General features: G+C 69.1%; 10 protein-coding genes, 1 tRNA gene and 1 pseudogene. 8 read left to right on the top strand and 4 right to left on the bottom strand.

Features of this window, described 5'->3' with window-relative positions:
- Positions 1–13 precede the first annotated feature (13 nt).
- The 3 genes from rnpA (at position 14) to TA3x_RS26075 (ending at position 2,057) form a co-directional block, all read left to right on the top strand.
- Positions 14–391 carry a ribonuclease P protein component gene (gene rnpA / locus TA3x_RS26085; RefSeq protein ID WP_435017599.1) on the top strand — a complete coding sequence of 126 codons (378 nt, stop codon included), beginning with the start codon at positions 14–16 and terminating at the stop codon, positions 389–391.
- Positions 388–609 carry a membrane protein insertion efficiency factor YidD gene (yidD, locus tag TA3x_RS26080; RefSeq protein WP_435017598.1) on the top strand — a complete coding sequence of 74 codons (222 nt, stop codon included), beginning with the start codon at positions 388–390 and terminating at the stop codon, positions 607–609. Before rnpA ends, yidD begins: the two co-directional genes overlap by 4 nt.
- Positions 610–704: 95 nt before the next feature.
- The gene (locus tag TA3x_RS26075) at positions 705–2,057 is read left to right on the top strand and encodes a c-type cytochrome (protein ID WP_435017597.1); all 1,353 of its coding nucleotides are present in this window, start codon (positions 705–707) and stop codon (positions 2,055–2,057) included.
- 15 nt (positions 2,058–2,072) lie between these two features.
- On the opposite strand, the gene TA3x_RS26070 is transcribed toward TA3x_RS26075, so the two are convergent.
- Positions 2,073–2,615, bottom strand: coding sequence for a hypothetical protein (locus TA3x_RS26070; RefSeq protein ID WP_435017595.1), 543 nt, complete (start codon positions 2,613–2,615; stop codon positions 2,073–2,075).
- A gap of 236 nt (positions 2,616–2,851) precedes the next feature.
- On the opposite strand from TA3x_RS26070, the gene TA3x_RS26065 reads away from it, so the two are divergent.
- The 5 genes from TA3x_RS26065 (at position 2,852) to TA3x_RS26045 (ending at position 10,278) form a co-directional block, all read left to right on the top strand.
- Positions 2,852–3,130 (top strand): type II toxin-antitoxin system Phd/YefM family antitoxin, encoded by a 279-nt coding sequence (locus tag TA3x_RS26065; protein WP_435017594.1) that lies wholly within the window; start codon positions 2,852–2,854, stop codon positions 3,128–3,130.
- A gap of 182 nt (positions 3,131–3,312) precedes the next feature.
- Complete coding sequence (gene dnaE / locus TA3x_RS26060) at positions 3,313–6,978, top strand: DNA polymerase III subunit alpha (protein ID WP_435017593.1); 3,666 nt, start codon at positions 3,313–3,315, stop codon at positions 6,976–6,978.
- Positions 6,979–7,352: 374 nt separating this feature from the next.
- Positions 7,353–8,438, top strand: coding sequence for a DUF1559 domain-containing protein (locus tag TA3x_RS26055; protein WP_435017592.1), 1,086 nt, complete (start codon positions 7,353–7,355; stop codon positions 8,436–8,438).
- Positions 8,439–8,558: 120 nt separating this feature from the next.
- Positions 8,559–9,896 (top strand): tRNA modification GTPase, encoded by a 1,338-nt coding sequence (locus TA3x_RS26050; RefSeq protein ID WP_435017591.1) that lies wholly within the window; start codon positions 8,559–8,561, stop codon positions 9,894–9,896.
- 309 nt (positions 9,897–10,205) lie between these two features.
- Positions 10,206–10,278: transfer RNA gene (locus tag TA3x_RS26045), tRNA-Lys, on the top strand.
- A gap of 293 nt (positions 10,279–10,571) precedes the next feature.
- Here the strand turns inward: TA3x_RS26045 and TA3x_RS26040 are convergent.
- The 3 genes and pseudogenes from TA3x_RS26040 to TA3x_RS26030 form a co-directional block, all read right to left on the bottom strand.
- Positions 10,572–11,117 (bottom strand): annotated as a pseudogene (locus TA3x_RS26040) (tyrosine-type recombinase/integrase); the annotation flags it as partial.
- A 195-nt stretch (positions 11,118–11,312) separates the two neighbouring features.
- Complete coding sequence (locus tag TA3x_RS26035) at positions 11,313–11,489, bottom strand: hypothetical protein (RefSeq protein WP_435017590.1); 177 nt, start codon at positions 11,487–11,489, stop codon at positions 11,313–11,315.
- Between the two features lie 520 nt (positions 11,490–12,009).
- Positions 12,010–12,315 (bottom strand): hypothetical protein, encoded by a 306-nt coding sequence (locus TA3x_RS26030; RefSeq protein WP_435017589.1) that lies wholly within the window; start codon positions 12,313–12,315, stop codon positions 12,010–12,012.
- Positions 12,316–12,546: the final 231 nt, after the last annotated feature.

The raw sequence follows: 12,546 nt of genomic DNA, 5'->3' as shown, positions 1-12,546 counted from the left end.
CCCCGAGGGTCGCATGATCTCCGCCCGATTCCGCCCGCACGAACGGATCAACGATCCCGCGATCTTCCGCCAGGCCTTCCAGGGCCGGAAATCGGTCTCCGACCCGGGGCTGATCGTCTACGGGCTCGAAAACGGGCTGGAGTACTCGCGGCTGGGGATCTCGGCCTCGAAGCGGAAGGTCCGCCAGGCGTCCGACCGCAACCGGGTCAAGCGTCTGCTGCGGGAGGCGTTCCGGCTGGCGAAGGGGGAGATGCCGGTGGGGATCGACCTGATCGTGGTCCCGCGCGGCCCGGGCCTGACCTTCGAACAGGCCCGGCAGGGGTTGCCCTGGCTGGCCTGGGCCGCCGCCCGCCGCCTGGGCCGTCGGATCCCCCAACAGCCCCGGCCATGATCGGCCGGATCCTCGCCGCCCCGATCCTGGCCTCGCTCTGGGTCTACCAGAGGACCCTCAGCCCCTTGCTCGGCCCCCGGTGCCGGTTCGAGCCGTCGTGCAGCCGGTACATGGCCGGGGCGATCCGCAAGGATGGGTTGGGCCGGGGCGTGGGGCGTGGCCTGGCCCGGCTGGCCCGCTGCCACCCGTGGCACCCGGGAGGATTCGACCCGCCCTGATTGTGAGCGGTCGGGCATTCCCGAATGGTGGACGGATGCCTATAACGGAGGAAGAAGTTCGGTCCGGAACGTGGTCCAAATCGCGGGTCATCGCCATGAAAAGGGCCAGCATCATCGGGGCGTTGTTGGGTACGCTGGCCGTCTCGATCCCGGCCTTCGGGGACGAGCCCGATCCGGCGGCCGTCGAGCGCGGCCGGGTCGCGATGACCGGGACCGGCTACCTCAAGCCGGGGTGGACGGCCGAGGCCTACGCCAGGGCCGGCCAGCTCTGGGACACCCCGGCCCCCGACCCGTCGGCCGATCCCGAGGCCTACGCCGCCGCGTTCCGCCAACGCTATGGCCTGCCCCCCGCGCCGTTCCCCAACGACGGCCTGCCGATGGGCCTCCGGCGCGGCAACGGCCCGGACGGCACCAAGGTCGGGATGCAGATCGACTGCCTGACCTGCCACGGCGGCTCGATCGGCGGAACGAGTTACGTCGGGATCGGCAACACGACGCTCGACCTCAAGCTCCTGCTCAACGACCTGACCCGGGCCGAAGGGCGCCGGCTGCCCCCGCAGACGATCGTGATCAACTCGTCGCGGGGGACGGTCAACGCCGGGATGTTCTCGGTGATCCTGCTCAGCCTGAGGAACCCCGACCTGTCGTTCCGGATGCTCCCGCTGCCCCTGGGGGCCAACCTGCCCGAGATCGACGTGCCGGCGTGGTGGCTGCTCGCGAAGAAGAAGACCATGTACTACGACGGCCGCACCGAGGCCCGGTCGGTCCGGTCCAACATGCAGTTCATGCTCGGCGAGAAGACCCTGGAGGAGTTCAAGGACCTGGAGCCGACGTTCCGGGACATCCAGGCTTATCTCAAGAGCCTCAAGGCCCCCAGGTACCCGTTCCCGATCGACGCGGCCCGGGCCGACCGGGGCCGATCCGTGTTCGAGGCGAGTTGCGCCCGCTGCCACGGCACTTATGGGCCGGACGGCAAGTATCCCAACAAGGTCGTGGATCTGGAGACGATCGGCACCGACCCGGCGCGGTCTCTGGGCCTGTCCGACCGGATGGTCGCCCACTACAACTCGACCTGGTTCGGCGAGGAGGGGGCGGTCCACGACGAGGTGCCCGGCTACCAGGCCCCGCCCCTGGACGGCGTCTGGGCGACCGCACCCTACCTGCACAACGGCTCGGTCCCGACGCTGGCCACGCTGCTGCGGTCGGGCGATCGGCCGGCCCGGTTCTACCGGCCGCCGTCCACCGACTTCGGGCATTACGACCGGGCGGCGGTCGGCTGGAAGTTCGACTTGCCCGCCGCGTCGGGCGACGGCAGCCCCGACCCCGCGCGGGCCCGCTACCTGTTCGACTCGTCGCGGTTCGGCCTGGGCAACGGCGGCCACACCTTCGGCGACAAGCTGACCGACGACCAGCGGGCCGACGTGATCGAATATCTCAAGACGTTGTGACCGAGGCGGGCCCGATCAGGGGGACTGGCCGAAGCCGCCGGATTCGAGCTGGCTCCGGAGCATGACCGAGTCGGGCACGCCCACGTTGGCCTGGGTCTCCGGCTCGGGCTCGGTCTCCAGGGGCGAGGCGTTGGAGGCCGGCGTGACCGGGATGGCCGAGTCGGGCATGGTGCCCTGGCGGATGCTGATCCGGTCCAGCACGGCGCGGGACAAAGGCTCGTCCCCCCGCCAGCCGATCTTGGTGGTCACCACCATCTTCGAGCCCCGGGGCTGGACGGCCACCTGAGCCTTGCGGTTGTCGGCGGTCGTCCCCTCGAAGACGTCGGTGTTGTCCGGCTCCCGGACCTGCTTGATCGAGTGGATGCCGACGTCGGTCATGGCATCCTTGACGTCGCTCATCACGGCGGGCGAGGCCGGGAAGACCTGGACCCCCTTGCCCGCGACGTAGGAGGGGCCGACCGGCGAGGTCACGGCCTGGCGGCCCAATGAGCCGGTCGAGGAGCATCCGGCGAATACCGAAATCGCGAGCAGACCGCCCGCCGTCATCGCATGCCGCATCGACTGGCCTCCCTGGCCGCATCCCGCGAGATCCTGCGCCCGTACCGTCCCGGGTCGGGGCGGAAGCTAGCATGTCCGCCGGGGACGGTCAATCTCGACCGGCGGGGGCGGGCCGGGCCGAATTGACTGGCGGGCGTCCCGCGGTTACGATACATCCACCTATCGAGGCCGTGGCATTTCCTTTCTTCGCCACGCACCCTACTCCCGGCAAAATCACCTCCCGCCGAGGATCAGCCATGTCCCGCGTTCGCTTCATCGGCAGCCGTGAATTGCACCGCGACCTGCCCAAGGTTCTCGATAAATTGGAAGACCCGGCGTCCCGCTTCGTGGTGACGATCCACGGGAAGCCCAAGGCGGTGATGATCGGGGCCGAGGCATTCCTCCACCTGCTCCGCGGCGCCATCCCGGAAGACCGCCTGCTCGCCCTCCAGCTCGGGGCCCTGGTTCAGGGCCTGGAATCGTCCGCCGCCGAGGTCCAGGAAGACGAGACGGTGGGCGCGGGCTCGAAGGGCTGAGGCCGCCGGGGGATGGGCCCCGGGCGTTCCGTCCGGGTTGGGCGATCGGATAGGATGGAGGAGGGCCCGCGACGCATTCCAGTCACCTTCGGGTCTCGACCGATATCAAGGGATGGAACCCGCCCAGGACGGGCCACCGGGCCGACCCGGGGGCGCGACCCGACCCGATCGAGGTGACAGCGATGTCGAGCCGGCCTTTCACCCATCTCCATTGCCACAGCCATTACAGCCTGCTGGACGGCGCCAGCAAGATCCCCGCGCTGGTCCAGCGGGTCAAGGCGATGGGGATGGACGCGATCGCGGTGACCGACCACGGCAACATGCACGCCGCGGTCGAGTTCCTCCGCGAGTCCAAGGCCGCCGGCATCAAGCCGATCGTCGGGATGGAGGCCTACGTCGCGCCCGGCCACCGCGGTTCCAAGGTGGCCGGCGGCCACTCGGGCAAGGAGCACTACTTCCACCTCACGCTGCTGGCCCGCAACGCCGAGGGGTTCCGCAACCTCTGCCGGCTGTCGTCCCGCGCGTTCCTGGAAGGCAAGCACCACAAGCCCCGGATCGACAACGAGATCCTGGAGCAGCACAAGGAAGGGCTGATCGTCCTGTCCGGGTGCGTCGGCTCGGAGTTCTCCGACCACATCCTCCACGACCGCTTCGACCTCGCCGAGAAGCTCGCCGTCCAGTACCAGCGCTGGTTCGGCGAGGAGCACTTCTACGTCGAGATCCAGAGCAACAACGTCCAGATCCAGCGCGACCACGCCGAGCGGGCCATCGACTTCGCCCGCCGGATCGGCATGCCCCTGGTGGGCACCAGCGACGCCCACTACTTGATGCAGGGGGACGCGGAGGTCCACGACCTGCTCCTGTGCATCAACACCGGGGCGCGGGTCGACGACCCCAAGCGGATGCGGTTCGAGAGCAACGAGTTCCACGTCCGCTCGCCCGCCGAGATGTATGCCGCGATGCCGGACCAGGCCGAGGCCCTGGGCCACTCGGTCAAGATCGCCGGGCTGGTCGAGGAGAACTACAAGAGCCTGAACCTGGGCCAGCGCCAGTTCCCGTCGTTCAAGCCCCCCGGCCAGCAGACGCCCGAGGAGTACCTGCGCGAGCTGTGCGAGAAGGGCATGGCCGACCGCTACCAGGGCGACCCGCCCCAGGCGGCCCGCGACCGGATGGAGCACGAACTCGGCATCATCAACCGGATGGGGTTCGCCTCCTACTTCCTGATCGTGTGGGACTTCGTCCGCTACGCCCGCGAGCAGGGGATCCCCAACTCGGCGAGAGGTTCGGCGTGCGGGGCCCTGGTCAGCTACCTCCTGTACCTGAGCCACGTCGACCCGCTGGTCTATGACCTCCTGTTCGAGCGGTTCCTCGACCCCAACCGGTCCGAGGCGCCGGATATCGACATCGACCTGTGCAAGGAACGCCGGGTCGAGGTGATCGCCTACGTCCGCGAGAAGTACGGGGCCGAGAACGTCGCGATGATCGGCACGTTCGGGACGATGGCCGCCAAGGCGTCGCTCAAGGACGTCGGCCGCGCCCTGAACGTCCCGCTGGCCCGGGTCGACCAGATCACCAAGCTGGTGCCCACCCGGCCCAACATCACGCTGGCCCAGGCGCTCGACGAGGAGCCGCAGCTCAATCGGCTGGTCGCCGAGGACCCCGAGTTCGGCCGGATGATGGACTACGCCCTCCGCCTGGAGGGCACCGCGCGGAACGTCGGCACCCACGCCGCCGGGGTCGTGATCGCCGACCGGCCCTTGATGCACATGGTCCCGCTCCAGGTCGACAAGAAGGGCATCGTCTCGACCCAGTGGGAGATGGGCGACGTCGAGAAGGCCGGCCTGCTGAAGATGGACTTCCTCGGGCTGCGCAACCTCACCAGCCTGGAGGCCGCGGTCAAGCTGATCAACGGCCGCCATCCCGACGCCCCGATCGACATCATGAACCTCCCGCTCGACGACGAGCCGACCTACGCCCTGCTCCAGCGCGGCGAGGCCAAGGGGGTGTTCCAGCTCGACGGCGCGGGGATCCGCGACCTGCTGGTCAAGATGAAGCCCGACCGCTTCGCCGACCTGATCGCCATCCTCGCGCTCTATCGCCCGGGCCCGCTCAACGGCGGGATGGTCGACGAATACGTCGACGTGAAGCACAAGCGAAAGAGCCCGCAGTACGAACACCAGGTGATGAAGGACGTCCTGGAAGAGACCTATGGGGTGATGGTCTACCAGGAACAGGTCATGCGGATCCTCAACCGCCTGGGCGGGATCGAGCTATCCAAGGCCTACGCCTGCATCAAGGCGATCTCCAAGAAAAAGATGGAGACCATCGCCGAGGGCCGCGAGCAGTTCGTCAAGGGGGCCGTGGAGAAGGGGGTCGACAAGGCCAAGGCGGTCAAGATCTTCGAGCTGATCGAGTTCTTCGGCGGCTACGGCTTCAACAAGTCGCACACCTGCGCCTATGCCTTGGTGGCCTACCAGACGGCGTGGCTCAAGACCCACTACCCGACCGAGTTCATGGCCGCCCTGCTGTCCTCGGAGATGGACGGGGCCGAGCGCGACAAGTTCTTCGTCGACCACGTCGAGGACTGCCGCCGGATGGGCATCGAGCTGCTGCCGCCCAACATCAACGAGGGCCAGCTCGGGTTCAGCGTCCCCGAGGACGGCAAGATCCACTTCGGCCTCGGGGCGGTCAAGGGCGTCGGCGAGCGCGCCATCCAGGCGATCCTCGAGGCCCGCGCGGCGGGCGGCCCCTTCACCGGGCTGGACAACCTCGTCGAGCGCGTCCCGGCCGGCCTCGTCTCCCAGAGCAACATCGAGACCCTGATCTACGCCGGCGCCTTCGACTGCCTGGGGGCGCGGCGGAGCCAGCTGCTGGCCATCCTCCCGCGAGCCGTCCAGGGGGGGCAGGCCATCCGGAAGGTCCGGTCGGACACGCAGCAGAAGCACATGTTCGACCAGTTCGACTCTTCGGTGGCCGAGGAGGCGGCCGGGCCGGCGGCGGCCACGATGGTCCTGCCGGACATCGAGGAACTCGCCGACGCCGTGAAGCTGGCCGAGGAGAAGAAGGCCCTCGGCCTCTACATGACCAGCCACCCGCTGGCCCGGCACTCGGCCATCCTCCAGGCCCTGGCCACCCACCAGGTCTGCGACCTCGGCGAGATCGCCGAGAAGTCCAAGGGCTCGGGCGAGAAGTTCGACTTCGCCAACCGGGGCCCCAAGGTGGAGGTCGTCCTGGGCGGGATGATCGTCGGCCTCCAGGTCAAGAACGTCTCCAAGAGCCGGTCCGGCCTCACCCGGATGGGCAAGATGACCTTCGAGGACCTGACCGGATCGATCCCGGCGATGCTCTGGCCCGAGGAGTTCGCCCGGTTCGAATCGCAGGTCAAGGAGGATCAGATCGTCTTCGTCCGGGGCTCGCTCGACTGCCGCCGCGACCCCGCCGAGCTGATCATCAGCCGGGTCATCCCCCTGGAACGCGCCGCGTCCGAGCTGTCGCGCGGGGTCATCGTCCGGCTCCACAAGGGGAGCACCCAGCCCGACGACCTCGAACGCCTGCTCCGGACCGTCCGCAACTACCCGGGGAACCTCGACCTCTACCTGGAGATCCTCGGCCTGGCCAACGTCCGCCGCGCGATCTACAAGGCGGGCTCGTCGCTGAAGGTCCGCTACGACGACGCGATGCTCACCGACCTGAAGCGGACGGCCGGCGTGGGCAACGTCCTCCAGTTCGGCCCCCGGGGTGCCTTCGGCGGCGACGAGGCCCCGGCCAACCCGGTCCCGGTCGCCGCGGCCGCATCCCGAGGGTTCGCGCAGGACTTCGATGAGGGTCTCGGCGAGGACGATGACTGATACCGCCCCCCGAAAATGGCCGGCCGCCCCGAATTCCCCGAACCGCCGGGCCGGCGTGTACTAGGATTCTCCCGGCCGAGTCGATCGGACATCGGCACCGAGCGACCATCCGGATCGCGGCCGGGGGCAAATCCCGGCCGGATCCCGGGCCGTCCAAGCGAGGTTCGGCCGCACAATGGCGTGGGATGGCGTCGTGTTGGGTGCATGGAATCAACGGCCCATGTCATCCTCATGTGTGAAATCGGATTCCCTCTGAGACGACCGATTCTCATGTGGGGTGATTTTCCAGGGATTTTCCTTCCCATTCCGCCCGGGATGGGACACAATGCGAGCGTTGCAAAATGTTGCCGTTTACGACGGAAAGGTCACAATTGATGAGCTTGTCGAGGCAAACACGGAATCGCCGCGGGTTCACACTGATCGAGTTGCTCGTCGTCATCGCCATCATCGCCGTCCTCATCGCCCTGCTGCTGCCGGCCGTGCAGGCGGCTCGCGAAGCAGCCCGCCGCACCCAGTGCGTCAACAACATGAAGCAACTGGGCCTGGCCATGCACAATTACGAGAGCAGCTCGGGCTCGTTCCCCCCGTCGGGCATGGCCACGACCGTCGGCAACTCCACCGCCCCCCTCTTCAATGACGGCGGATACGGCGTGCTGCCGCGCCTCCTCCAGTACATCGAGGGGACGACGATCTTCAACACGATCAACTTCACCGTCCCCTATAACTCGTCCGGCCTCCAGAACACGACCTCGTTCACGACGGTCCAGAACTCGTTCCTCTGCCCCAGCGCGACCCGGTCGCCCTCCGGCGGCAAGGAAGGTTCGAACACGGCCGGTGGCGACACGGATGCCACCGCGGCCAACCTGAACGGTGGCTACGGGGTCGCCGACTACGCCCCCACCAGCTTCACGGACATCGCCCCGAACGGCGCGACCTCCACGACCTACCCGGCCACCCCCTACCGCCTGACGACCAGCGCGGCCAACGGGCTCCTCAAGAACTCGCAGACCCGCATCTCCGAGGCGGTCGACGGCACCAGCAACACGGTGGCCTTCGCCGAGGACGCCGGCCGCGACCCCCGGTACTTCTGCGCCTACACGGACTCGGGCTACAACACCGCCACCGGTTGGACCGCCGCCTACAACGGCCTGAGCGGCTCCGCGGGCAAGCGTCGTCGGTTCTGGAGGTGGGCGGACCCCGCCTCGGCCATCGGCGTCTCGGGCGCGATCAACAACAAGATCCGCCCCATGTTCAACGCCAGCACCCCGTTCAACACGACCAGCGGTGTCGTCGTGGACGCCGGTGCCAATGACGAGATCTTCAGCTACCACCCCGGCGGGGCCAACGTCCTGATGGCCGACGGCAGCGTGAAGTTCCTCAAGGAAACGACCAACCCGATCGTGATCCGTTCGATCGTCACGATGAACGGCGGCGAAGTCGTCTCCTCCGACGCGTTCTGAGCGAAGCGGAACGACCGTTCCCATCGATCACCGGGCCCCGGGTTCTTCGCGAACCCAGGGGCCCGCTTCGGTTTCCCACTCTCCCCTCCCGCCGGGGCAAACTTCCCGGACCCCGACCCGATGCCCCTCGACACGTCGGACACCATCGCCGCGATCGCCAGCCCGTCGGGCCCCGGCCTGCGCGGGCTGATCCGCCTGACCGGGCCGGACGCCTGGTCGATCGCCCTGGATCGCTTCCGTCCCGACCGTCCTGGGGGGACGCCGACGCACCCCGAGCGCCGGCCCGGCCGATGGCATTCCGATGAACTACGCCGACCCCTGACCGTCGCACTCGCGGGCTGGCCCGGCCGGCGGACCTACACGGGGCAGCCCCTGGTCGAGATCCACCTGTCCGGGTCGCCGCCGATCCTCGGCCTCGTCCTGGCGGACTGCCTGTCCGACGGGGCCCGGCTCGCGGAGCCCGGGGAGTTCACCCTCCGGGCCTTCCTGTCGGGTCGAATCGACCTCACGCAGGCGGAGGCCGTCCTCGGGGTGATCGATGCCCGGGATGGCGGGCAACTCGAGGCCGCCCTGAAGCAACTGGCCGGCGGCCTCGCCACGCCGATCGCGGCGCTGCGGGATCGGCTCGCCGACCTGCTGGCCCACCTCGAAGCGAACCTCGACTTCGCCGAGGAGCCCGACGTCGACCTGCTGGGTCGCACCAGCCTGGCCGACGAACTGGGGGGGGCCGCCGCCGACATCCTATCGATCGCCGACCGGCTCCGGGGCCGCGATCGCGCCGGGAGCCGCCCCCGGGTGGTGCTGGTCGGCCCGCCCAATGCCGGCAAGAGCCGCCTGTTCAACGCCCTGGTCGGGGGCGATCGCGCGATCGTCTCCCAGCGAGCGGGCACGACGCGCGACTACCTCGAAGCGGCCTGCGACTGCGACGGCCTGGCCGTCGACCTGATCGATACGGCCGGAGCCGAGCCGGCCGAACTCCCCATCGAACGCCTCGCCCAGAAGGCCCGGGCCGACCAGGCCGGCCTGGCCGACCTGCTGCTCGTCTGCGAATCGGCCGACGCCCCGGCCGACCCTGCCCCGGTCGCCCCCGGCCGTCCTCGGATCGGGGTCTGGACCAAGGCCGACCTCGCCCCGCCCTGCGATGACGGGCTCCTGGCGACGGCCGCGGCGACCGGCTCGGGAATCCCCGCCCTCCGGTCGGCGGTCGCCGCGATGCTCCGAGCCCGCGACGTCGATGGCGACCTGCCCGCCGGCACCGGGGCACGGTGCCGAGAGTCGCTCACCCGCGCCGGCCGATCCCTGGAGGAGGCCGCCTCGGCGGTCCGATCCGGGGCCGGCGACGAACTCGTGGCCGTGGACATCCGCCAGGCGATCGACGACCTCGGCCGCGTCGTCGGGGCCGTCGTCACCGACGATCTCCTCGACAGGATCTTCCGCCGCTTCTGCATCGGTAAATGACATCGGCTCGGCTTCATCCGGAGAGGCGATCCTCCTCGCCCCGGTCTCCCCGCCCGTCGATCTATTCGGCGGCCAGTCTTCCATCTCGGGATCCGCGCCAGCCTCCGAGCCCAGCCCGGCCACCGCGCCAGTGAGGATCATGGCGGCCTCGGTTCCGAAAAATCCCCCTGGTATCTTGCAACTCCAGGGCTGGGTTTGTTATAAACAACCCACGGAAACGCAGGGCGAACGCGGTTCAAAACAGCGAACCCCACCGTCTGATCGATCCAGCAAAGATCGTCTTCAGCTGCGTAACAATTCGATGCCATCGCCCTCCTAGCTCAATTGGCAGAGCAGCTGACTCTTAATCAGCGGGTTGTAGGTTCGAGTCCTACGGGGGGCACTCCCGCCAGACGCCGCCAGGTCCCGCCTGGCGGTGTCTAAGCGTTCCTGGTCTATGGGTTTGTGGCTCGATCTAATCTCGGCCGCCGGCCCGGTCATCTCGCCATCCTCCGCCAGGTCGCGCCCCGCCGCGTCCCCTGCGCGTGGCAAATGCGTGGAAAAGCCTTCTCTTATGTGTCCCGGTTCCGCCTCTCCGGGAGTGGCCGCGATGCCACCGGGGATCGGCCGAGCCGGGCCGAGGTCCGGAAGCGCGGCGGTCGCCGCCTCCAACTCATGGGCCCCCGGCCGCGTGTACCTGCCGGTCAACTCCAGGGTCGAGTGCCGCATCTTCTGCTGGACGATCCGGGGGCTGGCCCCGAACTGGTCGAGCAGGGTGGCGTACTGGCACCGCAGGGCGTGTAAGTCGAACAAGACCCCAGCCTCGTCGCGGTAGGGGATCCCCGCGGCGGCCAGGTCGACTCGGAGCATCGCGGCCCCCTTCTCGGGCAGTGGGAAGACCGGGCTCCCCTCGGGCAACCCAACCAGGTAGGCCCGGAGGTCGGCGACCAGGTCGGTTTTCAACTCCTGTGTCGCCTTCTCGCCGTTCTTGGTGTATCCCGCCGCGACCGTCACCGCCGCGGGCTTGGAGTCCGGGGCGAGGGACCGCGTCGTGAGGCTCTTGATCTCCGAATAGCGAAGTCCCGTGGTGGCCGCCAGGCGGCTGCAGAGCGCCCGGGCCGGGCCGCTCATCTGCCGGTAGGAACCTCCGGCGGCAGCCGCGTCGATGAGTCGGAGTAGCTCGTCCAGGCCAAGGGTGCGGCGGTCGTGGCGTCGATCCGCCTTCTCGCTGAGCTTGCCCACCCCGGCCAGGGAATCGTCGGCGACGCGGTGATTGATCCGGAGCCAGCGGCCGAACGACTTGATCGCCGTGACGTGGGCGTTCAACGTGCGGGCGGAGAGGGCCTGCTCGCGGAGTTGGTCCAATGCATTGTGGACGGCGGAGGGAACCAGGTCCTCGATCCGCGCGACCCCGGTCAGGTCGATGACCCGCGCCGCTTAGGTCCGGGTCTGGCGAACATGCTTGGGATCGCCGCCCTTGGACGCGACCGCCGCGATGTATTCGGCCAGGTGGTCACCGATCGGGCGCCGGGCCTCCTTGGCCAGGCGGGCGGCCCTGGGGTCGGCCAGGCCGTTGCGGACGCGGGCGGCCCCGATCTCCGCGGCGCGGGCCATCTCCTCGGTCGCCCTCTTGTTGGGGCAACCCTTGCGCTCCGGCCGCTTCCCGTCTGCCTCGCTGAACGTGTAGTACCAGACTTTGCCGGCCCCGCCGGGGTGGTGAAGAGGCCCGGGACGCTGATCAGGGTCAGGTCGGTGGCCGAGCCCCGGGTCAGGTCACCGCTGATCGCGATTTGCCCCGTCGCCTGAACATCGCTGCCCCGAGCCTTGCACGGCCACTCCCTGGCCACTCGCGAGGCTCCCGGCTCCGACGGCCGCCGCGCCCGTGATGCGGACGTCGCCGCCGCTGCTCGTGATCTGCGAATTGGCATCGGTCACGAGGACCCCGTTCGCCCCCGAGGGATTCCGGATGACGCCGGTACCGGCGACCGTCACCGTGTCGGCCCCTCCCGCCGCAATCCGCCCCGAACCGTCCACGCGAACGCCGTCTCCGCGAGGCCCGGTACTGCCTCCCCGGCCGGTGACCGCGACGTCGCCGCCGCCCGAGGTGATCGTCCCGCGGACGGACACGCCATGGTCATCGATGGCGGAACCGACCGCCCCGGGCCCGGAGACGGTTACGGTCCCCGGCCCGCCCAACGTGATCCGACTCCTTATCGTCCTGCATCAGCACGCCGATGTTGATGGCCCCGGGGCCCTGGATCGAGCCTTCGCCGATCCCGGTGACGGTGACCGAGCCTTCACCGCCCGAGGTGATCCGGCTGGAACCGTTGAGGCCCACGCCCCCGTTGTTCTCGACCATGCCCGTCGTGCGGCCGATGACGTCGACGTCGCCGCCCCCCGACGTGATCCCGGCTTCCGAGCCGGCGAGCCTGAATTCCATAGCCGTTGAATTGGGCGTTGGAGCTGTTGCCCCGGACGCTCACGAGGCCCATCCCATCCCAGGAGACCTGGCCGCCCGAATCCAGCTCGATGCCGGTGTTGCCCCCCGATCGACGAGATCGACGACCCCGCCCCGGTCACGTAGATCCCATAGAGTTCCGAGTTCATGAGGGAAGGACGACCGCGATGTTCCTGGTTGCGATCACCCGGAGGCTCGCGGCGCCGGTCGCGG

The sequence above is a fragment of the Tundrisphaera macrotermitis genome (assembly GCF_051175315.1).
Taxonomy (GTDB): Bacteria; Planctomycetota; Planctomycetia; order Isosphaerales; family Isosphaeraceae; genus Tundrisphaera.
The sequence above is the reverse complement of the archived record's forward strand: the minus strand, read 5'-3'. Positions and strand labels throughout refer to the sequence as shown.

What these genes read in the sequence shown, in the direction of transcription:
- TA3x_RS26050 (WP_435017591.1), top strand. Translation starts at nt 8,559, where the DNA reads ATGCCCCTCGACACGTCGGACACCATCGCCGCGATCGCCAGCCCGTCG.
- dnaE (WP_435017593.1), top strand. Translation starts at nt 3,313, where the DNA reads ATGTCGAGCCGGCCTTTCACCCATCTCCATTGCCACAGCCATTACAGC.
- TA3x_RS26030 (WP_435017589.1), bottom strand. Translation starts at nt 12,315, where the DNA reads ATGGAATTCAGGCTCGCCGGCTCGGAAGCCGGGATCACGTCGGGGGGC.
- TA3x_RS26055 (WP_435017592.1), top strand. Translation starts at nt 7,353, where the DNA reads ATGAGCTTGTCGAGGCAAACACGGAATCGCCGCGGGTTCACACTGATC.
- TA3x_RS26035 (WP_435017590.1), bottom strand. Translation starts at nt 11,489, where the DNA reads ATGGCCCGCGCCGCGGAGATCGGGGCCGCCCGCGTCCGCAACGGCCTG.
- yidD (WP_435017598.1), top strand. Translation starts at nt 388, where the DNA reads ATGATCGGCCGGATCCTCGCCGCCCCGATCCTGGCCTCGCTCTGGGTC.
- rnpA (WP_435017599.1), top strand. Translation starts at nt 14, where the DNA reads ATGATCTCCGCCCGATTCCGCCCGCACGAACGGATCAACGATCCCGCG.
- TA3x_RS26075 (WP_435017597.1), top strand. Translation starts at nt 705, where the DNA reads ATGAAAAGGGCCAGCATCATCGGGGCGTTGTTGGGTACGCTGGCCGTC.
- TA3x_RS26070 (WP_435017595.1), bottom strand. Translation starts at nt 2,615, where the DNA reads ATGCGGCATGCGATGACGGCGGGCGGTCTGCTCGCGATTTCGGTATTC.
- TA3x_RS26065 (WP_435017594.1), top strand. Translation starts at nt 2,852, where the DNA reads ATGTCCCGCGTTCGCTTCATCGGCAGCCGTGAATTGCACCGCGACCTG.